This window comes from Sphingomicrobium sp. XHP0239 (assembly GCF_039555325.1).
Classification (GTDB): domain Bacteria; phylum Pseudomonadota; class Alphaproteobacteria; order Sphingomonadales; family Sphingomonadaceae; genus Sphingomicrobium; species Sphingomicrobium maritimum.
In genome coordinates this window covers 84510-98921 of the sequence record NZ_CP154608.1, presented here as the reverse complement: position 1 = coordinate 98921, position 14412 = coordinate 84510, and the positions used below count along the sequence as shown (strand labels likewise).

Annotated in this window: 18 protein-coding genes; 8 read left to right on the top strand and 10 right to left on the bottom strand. The window is 66.3% G+C overall.

The features are described from left to right. Positions 1-2: 2 nt before the first annotated feature. The gene (locus WJT74_RS00495) at positions 3-1268 is read left to right on the top strand and encodes a DUF445 domain-containing protein (RefSeq protein WP_343345582.1); all 1266 of its coding nucleotides are present in this window, start codon (positions 3-5) and stop codon (positions 1266-1268) included. Between the two features lie 4 nt (positions 1269-1272). On the opposite strand, the gene murA is transcribed toward WJT74_RS00495, so the two are convergent. The 3 genes from murA to WJT74_RS00480 all read right to left on the bottom strand — a co-directional run bounded on the left by murA (position 1273) and on the right by WJT74_RS00480 (position 3847). Further along, positions 1273-2556 (bottom strand): UDP-N-acetylglucosamine 1-carboxyvinyltransferase, encoded by a 1284-nt coding sequence (gene murA / locus WJT74_RS00490; protein ID WP_343345579.1) that lies wholly within the window; start codon positions 2554-2556, stop codon positions 1273-1275. A gap of 41 nt (positions 2557-2597) precedes the next feature. Next, entirely contained in the window at positions 2598-2924 is a 327-nt protein-coding gene (gene clpS, locus WJT74_RS00485) for an ATP-dependent Clp protease adapter ClpS (RefSeq protein ID WP_343345576.1), read from the bottom strand. Positions 2925-3103: 179 nt separating this feature from the next. Continuing rightward, positions 3104-3847: a phasin family protein gene (locus WJT74_RS00480; protein ID WP_343345573.1), complete on the bottom strand. Its 744-nt coding sequence runs from the start codon at positions 3845-3847 to the stop codon at positions 3104-3106. A 159-nt stretch (positions 3848-4006) separates the two neighbouring features. On the opposite strand from WJT74_RS00480, the gene gmk reads away from it, so the two are divergent. Continuing rightward, a complete protein-coding gene (gmk, locus tag WJT74_RS00475) occupies positions 4007-4648 on the top strand; it encodes a guanylate kinase (protein ID WP_343345571.1) in 642 nt (213 codons plus the stop codon). On the opposite strand, the gene WJT74_RS00470 is transcribed toward gmk, so the two are convergent. Genes WJT74_RS00470 through WJT74_RS00445 form a run of 6 tightly spaced genes read right to left on the bottom strand, consistent with a single transcriptional unit; the run spans position 4645 to position 8433 of the window. Continuing rightward, complete coding sequence (locus WJT74_RS00470) at positions 4645-5352, bottom strand: ATP12 family chaperone protein (RefSeq protein ID WP_343345569.1); 708 nt, start codon at positions 5350-5352, stop codon at positions 4645-4647. The two genes, gmk and WJT74_RS00470, sit on opposite strands and share 4 nt — an antisense overlap. Further along, on the bottom strand, positions 5349-5582 hold the full coding sequence (locus WJT74_RS00465; protein WP_343345566.1) for a hypothetical protein: 234 nt from the start codon (positions 5580-5582) through the stop codon (positions 5349-5351). The genes WJT74_RS00470 and WJT74_RS00465 overlap by 4 nt, the downstream gene beginning before the upstream one ends. After that, positions 5579-6265: an HAD-IA family hydrolase gene (locus WJT74_RS00460; RefSeq protein WP_343345563.1), complete on the bottom strand. Its 687-nt coding sequence runs from the start codon at positions 6263-6265 to the stop codon at positions 5579-5581. The genes WJT74_RS00465 and WJT74_RS00460 overlap by 4 nt, the downstream gene beginning before the upstream one ends. Beyond that, on the bottom strand, positions 6262-7392 hold the full coding sequence (locus WJT74_RS00455) for an RluA family pseudouridine synthase (protein WP_343345560.1): 1131 nt from the start codon (positions 7390-7392) through the stop codon (positions 6262-6264). The genes WJT74_RS00460 and WJT74_RS00455 overlap by 4 nt, the downstream gene beginning before the upstream one ends. A gap of 10 nt (positions 7393-7402) precedes the next feature. Continuing rightward, on the bottom strand, positions 7403-7753 hold the full coding sequence (locus WJT74_RS00450) for a ribose-phosphate pyrophosphokinase (RefSeq protein ID WP_343345558.1): 351 nt from the start codon (positions 7751-7753) through the stop codon (positions 7403-7405). Beyond that, positions 7753-8433, bottom strand: a complete 681-nt coding sequence (locus WJT74_RS00445) for a DUF4893 domain-containing protein (RefSeq protein WP_343345555.1) — start codon at positions 8431-8433, stop codon at positions 7753-7755. Before WJT74_RS00445 ends, WJT74_RS00450 begins: the two co-directional genes overlap by 1 nt. A gap of 81 nt (positions 8434-8514) precedes the next feature. Here WJT74_RS00445 and rarD point away from each other — a divergent pair, with 81 nt between their 5' ends. Both rarD and WJT74_RS00435 read left to right on the top strand, forming a co-directional pair. Beyond that, positions 8515-9432 (top strand): EamA family transporter RarD, encoded by a 918-nt coding sequence (gene rarD, locus WJT74_RS00440; RefSeq protein WP_343345553.1) that lies wholly within the window; start codon positions 8515-8517, stop codon positions 9430-9432. A gap of 15 nt (positions 9433-9447) precedes the next feature. Then, the gene (locus WJT74_RS00435; RefSeq protein ID WP_343345552.1) at positions 9448-9666 is read left to right on the top strand and encodes a hypothetical protein; all 219 of its coding nucleotides are present in this window, start codon (positions 9448-9450) and stop codon (positions 9664-9666) included. Here WJT74_RS00435 and WJT74_RS00430 read toward each other — a convergent pair. Further along, complete coding sequence (locus WJT74_RS00430) at positions 9663-11351, bottom strand: PHA/PHB synthase family protein (RefSeq protein ID WP_432215244.1); 1689 nt, start codon at positions 11349-11351, stop codon at positions 9663-9665. The genes WJT74_RS00435 and WJT74_RS00430 overlap by 4 nt on opposite strands. A gap of 120 nt (positions 11352-11471) precedes the next feature. Between WJT74_RS00430 and WJT74_RS00425 the strand changes: the two genes are divergently transcribed. The 4 genes from WJT74_RS00425 to glpX all read left to right on the top strand — a co-directional run bounded on the left by WJT74_RS00425 (position 11472) and on the right by glpX (position 14363). Then, positions 11472-12110, top strand: a complete 639-nt coding sequence (locus tag WJT74_RS00425) for a trimeric intracellular cation channel family protein (protein ID WP_343345547.1) — start codon at positions 11472-11474, stop codon at positions 12108-12110. Between the two features lie 125 nt (positions 12111-12235). Then, positions 12236-12820, top strand: coding sequence for a L,D-transpeptidase family protein (locus tag WJT74_RS00420; RefSeq protein WP_343345545.1), 585 nt, complete (start codon positions 12236-12238; stop codon positions 12818-12820). A 33-nt stretch (positions 12821-12853) separates the two neighbouring features. Next, positions 12854-13330, top strand: a complete 477-nt coding sequence (locus tag WJT74_RS00415; RefSeq protein ID WP_343345543.1) for a DUF2721 domain-containing protein — start codon at positions 12854-12856, stop codon at positions 13328-13330. Positions 13331-13385: 55 nt separating this feature from the next. Next, positions 13386-14363: a class II fructose-bisphosphatase gene (gene glpX, locus WJT74_RS00410; protein WP_343345541.1), complete on the top strand. Its 978-nt coding sequence runs from the start codon at positions 13386-13388 to the stop codon at positions 14361-14363. Positions 14364-14412 lie beyond the last annotated feature (49 nt).

The following is a 14412-nucleotide window of genomic DNA, read 5'->3' as shown; positions in this document are numbered from 1 at the left end:
CGATGGCCGGCCCCGCCCCCCTTTCGCGTTTCGACCCCGACCAGCCGGGCGCCAGCGGCATGAAGCGGCTCGCCACCGGCCTGCTCGTGCTGATGGCGATTTCCTATTTCGCCTCGCGCCAGCTGGAACCGGCCTATCCGTGGCTCGAATGGGTCGAAGCCTTCGCCGAGGCCGCGATGGTCGGAGCGCTGGCCGACTGGTTCGCGGTCACCGCGCTGTTTCGCCACCCGTTGGGACTGCCCATCCCCCACACCGCCATCATCCCGCGCAACAAGGAGCGGATCGGCGATGCGCTGTCGCGCTTCATCCGCCAGAACTTCCTCACCCCGCAGGTAATCGCACGGCGCATGGAGAGGGTCGACGTCGCAGGCGCGGCGGGCCGCTTTCTTGCGCGCCCCTCCGGCGCGGAAAGTCGGATGCGCAGCGGGGCCAGTCGGTTGATTGCCGACGCCTTCGCCAGTCTCGACGACGAACGGCTGGGCGGCATCGCCAAGTCCGCCATCTCCTCGCGGCTCAAGCGGATGGAAGTGGCGCCGGTAATCGGCCGCGCGATGGCCGTCGCGATCAACGAGGATCGCCACCTGCCGATCATCGAACGCGCGGTGCACTATCTGGCCGACGCGCTCGAGGACAGCGAGCACATGATCCGCCAGATGGTTCATCAGCGCACCAGCTGGATCCTGCGCATGGCGACCGTCGACGAGAAGATCGCCGACCAACTCGTCGAGGGGCTGCGCAAACTGTTCCGCGACATGGCGAACGACCCCGCGCATCCCGTGCGCATCAAGATCGAGGAACGGCTCGCCGACTTCGCCAACGACCTGCAAAGCGATCCCGTGCTGCAGGCCAAGGTCGAAGCGTGGAAGGTCCGTGCCCTCGACAACGGCACTTTCACGCTGTGGCTCGACGATCTGTGGCAACGCTTTCGCCGCGGCATCATCGATACCGCGCACGACCCCGACACCGCGATGGCGGGACAGTTGGGCGAAGTCCTGCGCTCGATGGGCACCAGCCTCGAGGAAGATCCGGCGCTCAAGACCGCGATCAACCGCTTCACCCGCCGCACCGTCGTCGGCATGGCGGCCAGCTACGGCGACAATATCGTCACCCTCGTCAGCGACACGATCCGCTCGTGGGACGCCTCCACGGTCACCGACCGCCTCGAAGGCGCGGTGGGACGCGATCTCCAGTACATCCGCATCAACGGCACGCTGGTGGGCGGACTCGTGGGTGCCAGCCTGCACGCACTCGGCAAGTTCGGGATCTGAACCCTTATTCGGAGCGTCGCTCGATCGTCGCGCCGACCGCCGCCAGCTTCTCCTCGAGACGTTCGTAGCCCCGGTCGAGGTGATAGACGCGCAGCACCTCGGTTTCGCCCTCCGCCGCCAATCCCGCGAGCACGAGGCTCATCGAGGCACGAAGATCGGTCGCCATCACCTTGGCCCCCGTCAACTGATCGACCCCGCGCACGATCGCGCTGCGGCCGCGCGTCTCGATCTCGGCACCCATGCGGCGCAGCTCGGGCACGTGCATGTAGCGGTTCTCGAAGATCGTCTCCTCGAGATAGCTGTCGCCGTCCGCCAGCGTCATCATCGCCATGAACTGCGCCTGCATGTCGGTCGCGAAGCCCGGATAGGGCGCGGTCGAGATGGCCAGCGGGCGCAGCTTGCCCGTCGAGGAGACCTTGATCCCCTCGTCGGTGAATTCGGTCAGCAGCCCCGCCGCCGCCAACGCATTGGTGGTGGCCAGCATGTCGCGCGGCCGCGCGCTCGTCAGCTCGATCGATCCGCCGGTCAGCCCCGCGGCACAGGCATAGCTGCCCGCCTCGATCCGGTCGGGCATGACCTCGTAGGTGCAGCCGTGGAGCTTCTCGACCCCGGTGATGATGAGATGCGAGGAGCCGATCCCCTCGATCTGCGCGCCCATCGCGACCAGGCATTCGCACAGGTCGACGATCTCGGGCTCGCGCGCGACGTTGAACAGCTGGACCTGTCCATCGCACAGCACCGCCGCCATGACCGCATTCTCGGTCGCGCCGACCGACACGATCGGGAAACTGAATTCACCGCCGGGCAGTCGGCCCTTGTTCGGCGCGGTTGCGCGCACGTAGCCGGCCTCGATCTCGATCTCCGCGCCCATCGCCTCGATCGCCTGCAGATGCAGGTCGATGGGCCGATCGCCGATCGCGCAGCCGCCGGGCAGCGAAACGGTCGCCTCGCCCATCCGCGCCAGCATGGGTCCCAAAACGAGGACCGAAGCGCGCATCTTGCGGACGAGATCGTAGGGCGCCTCGGTCGACACGATATTGTCGGCGGTCAGCGTCATCGCCCGCCCGAACGTGCCGGGCTTCTGCCCCGCGACGCTGGTCGATACGCCCAGATGGTTCATGAGGTGCGCGAAACTGTCGACGTCCGCCAGTCGCGGCAGATTGGTCAGCGTCAGCGGCTCCTCGGTGAGAAGCGCGCAGGGAATTAGCGTGAGCGCGGCATTCTTGGCGCCCGAAATGGGAATCTTCCCCTCGAGCTTCTTGCCGCCTTCGATCCAGATCGTGTCCATGAGGTGGAGGGCTTAACGCGCCCACCGGTCAGCGCAAGGGTCTAGGCCTTCTCGAGCGTGCATTGCAGCGGGTGCTGGTTCTCGCGCGCGAAATCCATCACCTGGCTGACTTTCGTCTCCGCGACCTCGTACGGGAATACCCCGCATACCGCGACGCCCTGCTGGTGCACCTGCAGCATCACGCGGGTCGCATCCTCGATCCCCATGTTGAAATAGCGCTGCAGCACCAGCACGACGAACTCCATCGGCGTGTAGTCGTCGTTGAGCATCAGCACCTTGTAGTTGCTGGGCTTCTTGGTCTTGGGACGCGTCTGGACGGCGATGCCGGTATCGGAATCGTGATCGTCGGTATCGGCGGGGCCCGCCATCGTGAACTGATTCGGGTCTTGGAACATCATCGGCCTAGATATGGGATGGTTCGGGCGCTCCGCAACCGGACGAAGGTCCGCAATGCGCCAGAGCGTGAAAAAAGCGCGGATACGAAAAAGGGCCGCCCTCCCGGTTCGGGAAGGCGGCCCTCTTGATCCGTGGGTCGTACCGGACGGCGTTACGCCATCAGGCTCTTGACCTTTTCGGCATTGACGCTGGCGCGGTTCGAAACCGGCTGCATCGCGTCGCCCGCCAGCTTGACCATACGTTCGGTCATCTTGCTGCTCTCGGAGATCATGCGGTCGAAGCTCGACTTATAGAGGTCGGCCTGGATCGCCATGAAGTCCTGCGGGGTCTTCGCTTCGGCGAGAAGACGCATGTTGTCCGAGGCACTCTCGAACTGGCTGCGGCTTTCCTCAATCAGCTCGGTGCCGAGGTCCTTGGCACCGGTGGCGGCGATACGGGTCGATTCGATCATCGCTTCGACGTTCGCCTTCGTCATCTCGGCGAGCTGCTCGGTCGCGACGCGAGACTTGGCGATGAATTCCTCACCCTGCTTGCCGGCGTTGGTCATCATCTCTTCGACCTTCTGGGCGTTCGGAACGTCATAGCCGCCGAACCAGCTGTTCATGTCAAAATTGGTCATCGTGTTTTCCTTCGTCTTCTTGTTCATGGTCGCGGCGGCCTTCGCGGCCCCGTCGATCGTCTTCTTCTGAGCCTTGGCAGCCTTGGCGGTGGTGCGCTTGGCCCGCTTCGCGGTCTTGGCGACGTTCGCCTTCGCGGCATCGGCAGTCTTCTGGACGGCTTCGGTCTGCGCCTCGGCGACTTTCTCGGTCGTCTCGGTGAGCGCCTCGGCGTTCTTCTCGACGATCTTCTTGGTCATCTGCGCGGTGGTCTTGTTCGTGTTCTTCTGGTCGGTCATGGGGGTACCTGTCTTTGGTCTGCTATAGGCGTGTTTCGATCTTGTGCCCATTCTATGGTGCAGCGCACAAAATGTCAAGGTCTATGCTGCGCTGCACAACGATGCGGCGCGGCGTGGCCACGGCTTGACGCACGCGCCCCCGCTCGCCATCCCCGGACGATGGAACGCCTCTCCAATGATCGCCGCGGATTGCTCATCGTGCTGTCGAGCCCGTCGGGGGCGGGAAAGACCACGATAAGCCGCGCCCTGATGCAGCGCGACCCCACGATTTCGATGTCGGTGAGCGCCACGACCCGCGCGCCCCGCCCGGGGGAAAAGGACGGCGTTCACTATCATTTCGTGTCGGATGCGGAATTCGACCGGATGGTCGATGCGGGCGAGTTCGCCGAATGGGCCTACGTCTTCGATCACCGCTACGGCAGCCCCAAGGAACCGATCAAGGAAGCGCTCCGCAAGGGTCGCGACATCCTGTTCGACATCGACTGGCAGGGGACGCAGAGCCTCGAATACGCATTCGGGAACGAGCTGGTCCCCATCTTCATCCTGCCCCCCTCGATGGACGAGCTCGAACGTCGCCTGCGCGCCCGTGCGACCGACAGCGAGGAGGTGATCGAGGGTCGCATGAAGCGCGCCGCGGGCGAGATCGGCCACTGGGACAGCTACGACTACGTCCTCATCAACGAAGACGTGGACACCTGCCTCGAACAGGTCCGCTCGATCGTCGCGGCCGAACGGTTGCGCAAGATCCGCCACCCCGAATTGCCGACGCTGGTCCGCGCGATGGTCGAACGGCCGAACTAGGTCGACGACCCCGACAGCAGCGTCAGGAACCGCGCGCCGGCAAGAAAATCCTCGCGCCGTGCCGCTGCGGCTTTTTCGGCCTCTTCGTCCGCACCCCATTGTTCGATCTGGTACAGGCGGTCGATTTCCACCGCCTCCCACGCCGTCTCGACCGAAAACGCCTCGTGGCGAACCGCGAGCGCTGCGATCAGCGAACCTCCCCCGCGCACCAGGTGCGACAGCCCCGCCAGTGCGAACGCATCCTCCGCCGCCACCGCCGCCGCCAGCCGTTCGAGGGTCGCCGGCGGCTGGTCGACAGGCGATACGCCCTGCGTGATCTCGAAGGAAACGTCGTACCGCTCGCGCGCCCAGTCGAGGAGCGGGTCCCACGCCGCCCGCTCGCGCTCGACGAGCGGGTCGGGGTGGATCGCGCGATAGCAAAGCAGCTCGTTGGTCGCGAACCCCGCCAGATCGGCGGCGAAGGCATCGTGCTGGGCCGCGATCCGGTCGATCGCGGCGTTGGCAAGCCCTGTCAGCGGCATTTCGCGCGGATCGATGTCGGTCTGCGGCGCCGCGTTCCATTCTGCCGCGATTGCCTGCGCCAGCGCCTCCGACGGCAACCGGAGATCAGCGCGGGCGGGCGTCTTCAGCGTACGTCCGTCGAGCTCGATCCCCCACGCCCCGTCGCCCGCGACGACCTTCGCCTCCGTCCAGAAACGCTTCACGCGCCCTCGTCCTCGCGATCCCATCGCCGCCGCAGCATCTTGGGGCCGAGCAGCACGAGCAGCCCGCCGACCACCGCCATCGGCGCGCCGAGCGCGGGCACCTCGTCGAAGAACGGATTGCGCAGCGCCAGCAACAGCCCCGAAAGCGTCAGCAGCAATCCCCACATCCGTACCGCCGCGAAGGCCTGGAACCGCTCCTTCCAGAGCGCCTCGTCTTCCTCGGGTGTCATGCCCCGCCCCACCATGCTCCCGCGCGCCACGCCTGCGCCAGCGTCAGCACGTCCTCGGCCTTGCCGGCGATCGCGTGGGCGCCGCCCTCCTCCAGTTCGGCGACCGGATGATACCCCCACGCCACTCCGATCGCGCCGACGCGCGCGTTGCGCGCCATCCGCATGTCGTGGGACGTGTCGCCGATCATCACCGTGTCCTTCGGATCGGCATAACATTCGTTCATGGCGGAAAAGATCATCGAGGGGTTGGGCTTCGACGGGTGGCCGTCCGCCGTATGCAGACAGGCGAACCGGTCGCTCCATCCGTTGAGGTCGAGGACATGCCGCAGCCCCTTTTCCGACTTGCCCGTCGCCACCGCCAGCGTCCAACCCGCATTGGCGAACGCCGTCAGCAGGTCGGGAATGCCGTCATAGGGACTTTCCACCGCCTCGCCCCGTTCGCGCAAGTCGACGAACGCCTCCTTATAGGTCTCCGCCAGCGCGTCATGGTCCGCATCGGGGACGAGCGCCTTCATCGCCTCTACCAACGACAGGCCGATGACCCGCTGCGCTTCCTCGCGCGGCGGACATTCCAGCCCGTGGTGGCGCAGCGAGGCGTCGAGCGCGCGGTGGATGGTCGCGCCGCTATCAACCAGCGTGCCGTCGCAATCGAAGATCGCCAGCGGCTTTGGCTGCGCGCTCACTTACGGCGACCCTTGCGCGGTGGCTTGCGCGCGGGGTTGCCGCGCCCGCGGGCGCCGCGGCTCGATCGCTTGACCTTACGCTCCTTCTTCAGATCCTTCTGGATATTCTTCTTGCGACGGATTTTCGCCTCGAGGCTCTGTCCCGGATCGGGCGTCGTCAGCGGCAGATTGTCGCCGTCCCGCGCCTCGAACCCTAGATTGGCAAGGCTTTCGGCGAAATGCGTCGGCAGGTCGGCCTGCCGATCGATGGTCTTGCCGCCCGGCGCACTGATCCGCAGCCGCCGCGCGTGAAGGTGCAGCTTGCGGCTGACCCCGCCCGTCAGCATCGCGTCGGCGCCGCCATATTTGGCGTCCCCGACAATCGGATGGCCGACCGCCGCCATGTGCGCGCGCAACTGATGCGTTCGACCCGTCAGCGGCTGCAGCTCGACGAAGGAGGCACGGCTGCCCGCGCGGTCGATGACGCGGATCTTGGTGCGCGCCGTCTGGCCCTCTTCCATGTCGACATGCATCTTTTCGCCGCCCGACCCCGGCTGCTTCGAGAGCGGCAGGTCGATGATCCCGTCGGTGACCTCGGGGAAACCGGTCACGATCGCCCAATAGACCTTCTTGGCCGTCCGCCCCGAAAAGGCCTTGGAGAAATGGGCCGCCGCCCGCGGCCCGCGTGCGACAAGGATCACGCCCGACGTATCCTTGTCGAGCCGGTGGACCAGCTTGGGCTTGCCCTTGTCGTCCTCGTCCAGCCCGTGCAGCAGCCGGTCGAGATGCTTGTTGGTCTTGGTCCCGCCCTGCGTCGCGAGCCCCGGCGGCTTGTTGAGAACGTAGGCGTCGGGCGTCTTGGCGATGACCATGCTCTGCACCGCGTCCAGTTCGTCGTCGGTCAGGTCGACCTTGGCCTTTTGCGGCCGTTCGCGCGGTTCGGTGTCGGGGGGCACGCGGATCTGCATGCCCGTGGCGATCCGATCGCCCGGGTTGGTCCGTCCGCCATCCAGCCTGAGCTGTCCCGTCCGCGCCCATTTGGCGATGGTGCCGAAACTGGTCTCGGGCTGGTGGCGCTTGAACCAGCGGTCGAGGCGGATGCCGTCATCCTCTTCCTCGACGGTGTAATTTCTCACGTCGTCGCTCATCCGCGCCGCCCTAGCGCCTTGCGCCCCAATAGTCGAAAGCCTTTTGCTGTCGCGCACGGATATAGGCTGCCGCCTCCGCGCCTTCCCAGCGACCTCCATAGTCGCCGCTATCCAGCCCGATCCACCATCCCTGCCCCGGCAATCCGTCCGATTGGCGCACGACCAGCACCGCCAGGTCGGGTTCGCCCCGCGCCCGTGCCTGTGCATCGACATCGGCCAGCGTCACGCATAACGCGCGCATCCTGGGCCGGCTGAACCGGTACCCCAGATGCTCCAGCAATTCGGAATAGGTCAGCGCCGCGCCTGCCTTGGCCGCACCGACCAGATGCGCGCGCACCTCGTCGGGATCGTCCAGCGCCATCAGCCCGCGTCGGGCTGTTCGCCGGTCGGCACCAGTTCGAACACGTCGAGGATACCGCCGTTGCGGGGATAGGGGATCGACAGCCGCCACCGGAACGGTCCCACCCGTTCCCACACGCCGGCCATATCGCGGGTCGGATCCTCGCCATAGGACATGGGCTCGCGTTCGCTGCCGAGCGCCAGACTGCCGAGGAAGATGTACCGGTTTCCCGCATCGTAGAGCCGCCCGGCGGGGCGCTGGCTCCCGGTCTGCTTGACAATCGTGAACCGGTCGGCCTCGATCTCGACGTAGCAGAAGAAGGGCTGGTAGGCGATGAAGGCGGGGTCGCCCGGCGACGCCGCGCCCAGCTTCACCAGCCGGCATTGATAGCTTCCGGGCGTCGGGTCGGGCCGCTCGAGGCCCGCCTCGGGGTCGAGCAGGGCGCCCTGCTCCTCGATCGCGGTCACGAAATCGGCCTCGCGCGCCGCCGCCAGCCCTTCGGTCCATGCCGCACCCAGCATTTCGATCCGGTCGGCATCGGCGGGCGCCGCATAGCCGCGCCAGTTCGCATCGGGGTCCAGTTCGGGTTCGATCGAGGCACTCGGCGCCACCGGCACCAACCCCTCGTCCGCGGTCAGGGCGGCACACCCGCTCGTCAGGGCGGCGAGGGTCGTCACGGTGGCGGCAAGGGACGGGCGCATCGAACAGGCAACGTTGCGGCGGGCCGACGGTTGCGCAAGTCGATTGACTTTCCCCCTTCGGGACAGCAGCGCCGCGAAGCGATGGCCACGCCCCAATCCCGATCGCGCAGCGGCTATGTCTATGCCCTGAGCGCCTTTGCCCTGTGGGGCGTCATCCCGCTGTTCTTCAAGGCGATGATCCCGATGGACTCGATGGACATCGTGTCCTGGCGGGTCGTGCTCGGCGTTCCGACGCTGGCGATCTTCCTGTTCGTCCTCAGGAAGTGGGACGAGGTCCGCGTCGCGCTGCTCAATCGCCGCGTGCTGTGGACGTTGCTGGCCAGCGCGGTGCTGATCGCGATCAACTGGGTCGTCTACGTCTATGGCGTCAACTCGAACCGCGTGCTGGCGACCAGCCTCGGCTACTACCTCAACCCGCTCCTCAACATTCTCCTCGGGCGCTTCATTTTGAAGGAAGCCCTCGGTCCCTTCCGCTGGGCGGCGCTGGCGGTGGCGGGTGTGGGGGTCGCGGTGCTGGCGTTCGGCGCGCTCCAGGACCTCTGGATCACCCTGTCGCTGGCGCTGTCGTTCGGCGTCTACGGACTGCTCCGCAAGACAGTCGACGTCGGCGCCGCCCCCGGCCTGTTCCTCGAGACGCTGCTGCTCGCCCCGCTGTTCGCGCTCTGGCTCCTCGCCTTTCGCGACATGGGCGATCCGCTGTGGGGTCCCGAGCCCTATCACTTCTGGCTGATCCTCGCGTCGGGTGCCGTGACCTGCGTACCCCTGCTCCTCTTCACCGAAGGCGCGCGGCGGCTGCCCTATTCGACCATCGGCATCCTGCAATTCTCCGCCCCCACGGTGCAGTTCTTCCTGGGCGTCCTCCTGTTCGACGAGGCGTTCACTCCCAACCGGATGATGGCTTTCGCCGCCATCTGGAGCGCGGTCATCCTCTACACCATCTCGCTGATCCGCGAATCGCGGCGGGAGAAGCGTGTTACCCTTGTAGAACAGTCCGGCTGACCCTATGTCGGGATCATGCTGAACATCGCCTCCTACATCGTCGGGATCCTCGCCATCCCGTTCCTGATCATCGGCCAGATCCCCGCGCTGGGCTGGACGAATGTCTTCTGGATGATCATCCCGGTGATCGGGATCGTGCTCGGGGCCATGTCGTCCAAGACGAGCGGGCGCAACTTCAACGCCGTCATCCTCGTCCTGATGCTGGCGCGCCTCTTGCTGCTCGGCGGGATCTAGCGCGTCTTGACGTAGCGCCCCGGCGCATCCTCGATCGGGTCGAGCTTGCCTTCGCCCGGTACCCGTGCGCCGGTAGCCTCGACCTCGGCGTCGTCGATGCCCTTCAGCCATTCGATCCAGTCGGGCCACCAGCTGCCCTCGTGCCGCGTCGCGCCCTTCCGGAAGTCGTCGAGGCTCGATGCCTCTTCGCCATCGCCCATCACCGAATAATGATATTTCTGCGCGCTCGGCGGGTTGACCACCCCCGCGATATGCCCCGATCCGGCCAGCAGGAACTTCACCGCCCCCTTCACATGATCGCGGATCTTCCACACGCTGGCGGCCGGCGCGATATGATCCTGCTCGCCCGCCTGCACGTACATCGGCGTCTCGATCGTGGTGAGGTCGATGGGATGCCCGCCGATCGCAATCGCGCCCGGCTGCACCAGCAGATTGTCGCGATACAGCCGCGCAAGATAGTCGCGATGCCATGCCGCGGGCAGGTTGGTCACGTCGCTGTTCCAGTGCAACAGGTCGAAGGGCCGCGGCTCCTTGCCCATCAGGTAATTATTGACGACGTAGTTCCAGACGAGGTCGCGCCCGCGCAATAGGTTGAACGTCGCCGCCAGCACCCGCCCGTCGGTCACGCCGGTCTCGGCCGACAGCTGCCCCAGCGTCGCCAGCGTTTCGTCCGACACGAACATCGTGAGATCGCCCGCATCCGCGAAATCGACCTGCGCGGTGAATAGCGTCGCGCTGGCGACCTTGTCCGCCTCGCCCCGCGCCGCCAGTTGCGCCAGCGTCATCGACAGGACCGTCCCCGCCACGCAATAGCCGATCGTATGCACCTTCTCGACGTCGAGAAGGTCGCGAACCGTGTCGATCGCCTGCTCCTGCGCGGCGACGTAATCGTCCATCTGGATGTGCGCAATGCTCTCGTCCGCCGATTTCCAGCTGACCATGAACAGGCTGACCCCCTTTTCGACCGCCCATTTCACGAAACTCTTCTCGGGCGTCAGGTCGAGGATGTAGAAACGGTTGATCCACGGCGGAAAGATCACCAGCGGGGTCTCGAGCACCTTGTCGGTCGCCGGGGCATATTGGATCAGCTGGTACAGCTCGGTCTCGAAGATCACCTTGCCCGGCGTCGTCGCGAGGTCGCGGCCCAGCTCGAACGCGCCTTCGGGGCTTTGCGTCACCTGCCCGCTCGCCAGATCGGCGAGGAAATTGCTCATCCCCTGCGCCAGGCTGTCGCCCTGCGTCTCGGCGGCGCGCGCCAGCACTTCGGGATTGGTCAGCGCGAAATTGGCCGGGCTCATCGCGTCAACGAATTCCTGTGTGGCGAACATCAGACGCTTGCGCGCATCCTCGTCCAGCCCGCCCAGCGCCTCGACCGTGCCCGTCATCCTCTCGCTCCAGGCGAGATAATTCTGCTTCATCGCAGCGAACAGGGGATGGCCCGACCATTCCTCGGCGGCAAAGCGGCGATCGGGCTTCTGCCCCGCCGCCTGCATGTCGGCCATCATCTTGCCCCACGCCTCGAGGCCCTGCGACCAGGCCTGTGCGCCCGCGTTCATCACCGCCATCGGGTCGGCGCCCATCGGATCGCCGGGCGGCGGCTCGAACCCCAGCCCCGGTTTCTCCGCGCTGGTCGCGAAACTGTCGGCCCACGCGTCCATCCACATCTTCTGCGTGGTCGCCATCATGCTGGCCCAGTCCTCGGGTCCGGCAGTTTTCGGTTCGTCGCTCACGGGCCTCTCCTCCACATCTTGTGCATAGACTAAATGGATTGCGTCGTCGCTTGGCTCCGTTATGGGCGCCTTGCGATGGAAGAAACGCTCATCCCCTCCGGTCCGCTCGTCGCGCTCGACTTCGTCGGCATCGGCGTGTTCGCGGTATCGGGCGCGCTGCTCGCCGCCAAGAAAGGGCAGACGCTCGTCACCTTCTTCTTCTTCGCGCTCGTCACCGGGGTCGGCGGCGGAACGCTCCGCGATCTTCTGATCGGCGCGCCCGTTTTCTGGGTCCAGCACAACGAGACCCTGTTCGTCATCGTCGCCGCCGCGCTGGCGGTCTGGTTCATCAAGGGCTTGCAACGCACCGAAAAGCCGCTCCTTTGGTTCGATGCCATCGGGCTGGCGGCCTACAGCGTCTATGGCGCGTCCAAGGCGCTGCGCTACGATATCGCCCCGCTGCCGGCGGTCGTGATGGGCGTGATGACCGCCTGTGTCGGCGGCATCATCCGCGACGTGCTGGCGGGCGAACCTTCCATCCTGATGCGCCCCGAACTGTACGTCACCGCCGCCGCGCTCTCCTCGGGCAGCTTCGTGGTGATGATCCTCCTAGGCCTTCCGGTCGTCATGGCCGGCGGTATCGCGGCGCTGCTCGGCTTCGCGCTGCGCGGTGCGGCGGTCGCGCGCGGACTGGGGCTGCCGAGCTATCACGCCCCCAGTCAGGAAAATCTTTAGCCGCAACGGGTTAAAGGGTTAACGGCGAACCGCCGGTCCGCAGCGCCAGAGTGCCGGAACCGCCACTCCTGCCCCGACCCGCCGCGCGCTATCCTGCACGCCGATCATCCAACAGGGTCTTTTCCATGCGTATTCTTCTCGCCCTCGTCCCGCTGCTCGCGCTCGCCGCCTGCGCTTCCACCCCCGACACCATCACCGCCGCCGTGCCGGTGATCGAGGACCAGAAACCCGTCGGCTTCGTCATGCCCGAAGGGTATCGCTGGAGCCACGGCCACGGACCGCGCAGCCACGCGGCGATGGCCGAAACCTTCGGCACCGACACGATCCCCGCCAACGAGTTCGTCTGGGCCGACACCATCCCCGAAGAGGGCGCGGTCAAGGTGATCGTCGATCTCAAGACCCAGATGACCTACGCCTGGAAGGGCGACACGCTCGTCGGCGCGGCGTCGGTGTCGACCGGCAAGGCAGGCAAGGAAACGCAACTGGGCTTCTGGCCGATCCTGTCGAAGCACAAGGACTATAGGAGCCGCAAATATGACAACGCCCCCATGCCCTATTTCCAGCGCATGGACCGCTTCGGCATCGGTCTTCACGGCGGTCACAACCCCGGCGCCCCCGCCAGCCACGGCTGCATCCGCCTTCCCAACGAATTCGCCGCCAAGCTGTTCGCGCTGACGACCCGGGGCGACGAGGTGATCGTCGAGGGCTAGGCCGCGGCGCGTGCCTGACCTATGGCACCCCGCATGATCCATCCCGGCGACGTCAATGCACTCGGCCAGACCATCGAGCTGGCGATCGCGCCCGTGTTCCTGCTGGTCGCCGCGGGCGGCTTCCTCAATGTCCTCTCGGGGCGGCTCGCCCGCGTCGTGGATCGGGCCCGTTCGCGCGGCCAGATCCTCGTCGAGGCGACCGGGCACCAGCACGATTCGATCCGCGAGGAACTGCGCGCCATCAATCGCCGCATCGGCCTCGTGAACGGTGCAATCGGGCTGGTCGTGCTCGCCGCCGTCCTCATCTGCCTCGTTGTTATCCTGCTGTTCGTCGCCGCTGTCGCAAACATCCTCTGGTACGACATCATCGCCGGACTGTTCGCACTCGCGATGCTGTCGATCGCCGCGGGCTTCGCCCTGTTCCTCGTCGAGACCCGCGTCGCCAGCCGCTGGATCCACGTTTCCTCCGACCTGCTCGAACATCAGGTGATGATGGACGAACGCGACTAGCCTCGACTTTCCCCGGCCGCCTTGTCAAAGCGGCTGGACCAACAGGAGAGTGAGTATGCCCAAGGCTTCATCGGTTCTCGACCGCGTCCTCGTCCTCGAGATGGTGCGAGTCACCGAGGCCGCCGCCATCGCCGCCGCGCGGCTGATCGGGCGGGGCGATGAAAAGGCCGCCGACGCCGCCGCGGTCGAAGCCATGCGCGCTGCGCTCAACAACCTTCCCATGCAAGGCACCGTCGTCATCGGCGAGGGCGAGCGCGACGAGGCCCCGATGCTCTACATCGGTGAAAAGGTCGGCAAGGCCGAAGAAGGCGCACCCGAGATCGACATCGCACTGGATCCGCTCGAAGGCACGACCATCACCGCCAAGGCAGGTCCCAACGCGCTCGCCGTGCTGGCGATTGCGGAACAGGGCAACCTGTTGAACGCCCCCGATACCTACATGGAAAAGATCGCCATCGGGCCGGGCTATCCCAAGAAGACCATCCGGCTCGAGGACGATGTCGAGACCAACATCCGCCGCCTGGCGGAAGCGAAGGGCTGCGGCCCCGAGGACATCATCGCCTGCGTTCTCGACCGCCCCCGTCACCGCGAGATCATCGCCGAACTGCGCCGTCTCGGCTGCGGGGTGAAGCTGATCCCCGACGGTGACGTCGCTGGCGTCATCGCCACCACCGACGAGACCACCGGCATCGACATCTACATGGGCACCGGCGGCGCGCCCGAAGGCGTTCTCGCCGCCGCCGCCCTGCGGTGCGTGGGCGGACAGATGCAGGGCCGCCTCGTCTTCCGCAACGAGGACGAGAAAGCCCGCGCACGACGCTGGGGCATCGAGGATCTCGACCGCATCTACAAGCTCAAGGACATGGCATCGGGCGACTGCATCTTCGCGGCGACCGGGGTCACCGACGGATCGCTGCTGGGCGGGGTCAAGCGCCGCAAGTCGGGCAGCATCGAGACCGAGACCATCGTCATGCGCGCCTCCTCGGGCACCGTGCGTACGGTGCGCACCGAACATCGCAAGGGCGTCGCCTGAAACTCGTCGAATAGCGCTTTGATCGCGGGGCGCCGCGCGATACGGTCTT

Bases quoted from the DNA above. Each gene is read 5' to 3' on its own strand.
- WJT74_RS00495 (WP_343345582.1), top strand. From the start codon at position 3: ATGGCCGGCCCCGCCCCCCTTTCGCGTTTCGACCCCGACCAGCCGGGC.
- murA (WP_343345579.1), bottom strand. From the start codon at position 2,556: ATGGACACGATCTGGATCGAAGGCGGCAAGAAGCTCGAGGGGAAGATT.
- clpS (WP_343345576.1), bottom strand. From the start codon at position 2,924: ATGGCGGGCCCCGCCGATACCGACGATCACGATTCCGATACCGGCATC.
- WJT74_RS00480 (WP_343345573.1), bottom strand. From the start codon at position 3,847: ATGACCGACCAGAAGAACACGAACAAGACCACCGCGCAGATGACCAAG.
- gmk (WP_343345571.1), top strand. From the start codon at position 4,007: ATGGAACGCCTCTCCAATGATCGCCGCGGATTGCTCATCGTGCTGTCG.
- WJT74_RS00465 (WP_343345566.1), bottom strand. From the start codon at position 5,582: ATGACACCCGAGGAAGACGAGGCGCTCTGGAAGGAGCGGTTCCAGGCC.
- WJT74_RS00455 (WP_343345560.1), bottom strand. From the start codon at position 7,392: ATGAGCGACGACGTGAGAAATTACACCGTCGAGGAAGAGGATGACGGC.
- WJT74_RS00450 (WP_343345558.1), bottom strand. From the start codon at position 7,753: ATGGCGCTGGACGATCCCGACGAGGTGCGCGCGCATCTGGTCGGTGCG.
- WJT74_RS00445 (WP_343345555.1), bottom strand. From the start codon at position 8,433: ATGCGCCCGTCCCTTGCCGCCACCGTGACGACCCTCGCCGCCCTGACG.
- rarD (WP_343345553.1), top strand. From the start codon at position 8,515: ATGGCCACGCCCCAATCCCGATCGCGCAGCGGCTATGTCTATGCCCTG.
- WJT74_RS00435 (WP_343345552.1), top strand. From the start codon at position 9,448: ATGCTGAACATCGCCTCCTACATCGTCGGGATCCTCGCCATCCCGTTC.
- WJT74_RS00430 (WP_432215244.1), bottom strand. From the start codon at position 11,351: ATGATGGCGACCACGCAGAAGATGTGGATGGACGCGTGGGCCGACAGT.
- WJT74_RS00425 (WP_343345547.1), top strand. From the start codon at position 11,472: ATGGAAGAAACGCTCATCCCCTCCGGTCCGCTCGTCGCGCTCGACTTC.
- WJT74_RS00420 (WP_343345545.1), top strand. From the start codon at position 12,236: ATGCGTATTCTTCTCGCCCTCGTCCCGCTGCTCGCGCTCGCCGCCTGC.
- WJT74_RS00415 (WP_343345543.1), top strand. From the start codon at position 12,854: ATGATCCATCCCGGCGACGTCAATGCACTCGGCCAGACCATCGAGCTG.
- glpX (WP_343345541.1), top strand. From the start codon at position 13,386: ATGCCCAAGGCTTCATCGGTTCTCGACCGCGTCCTCGTCCTCGAGATG.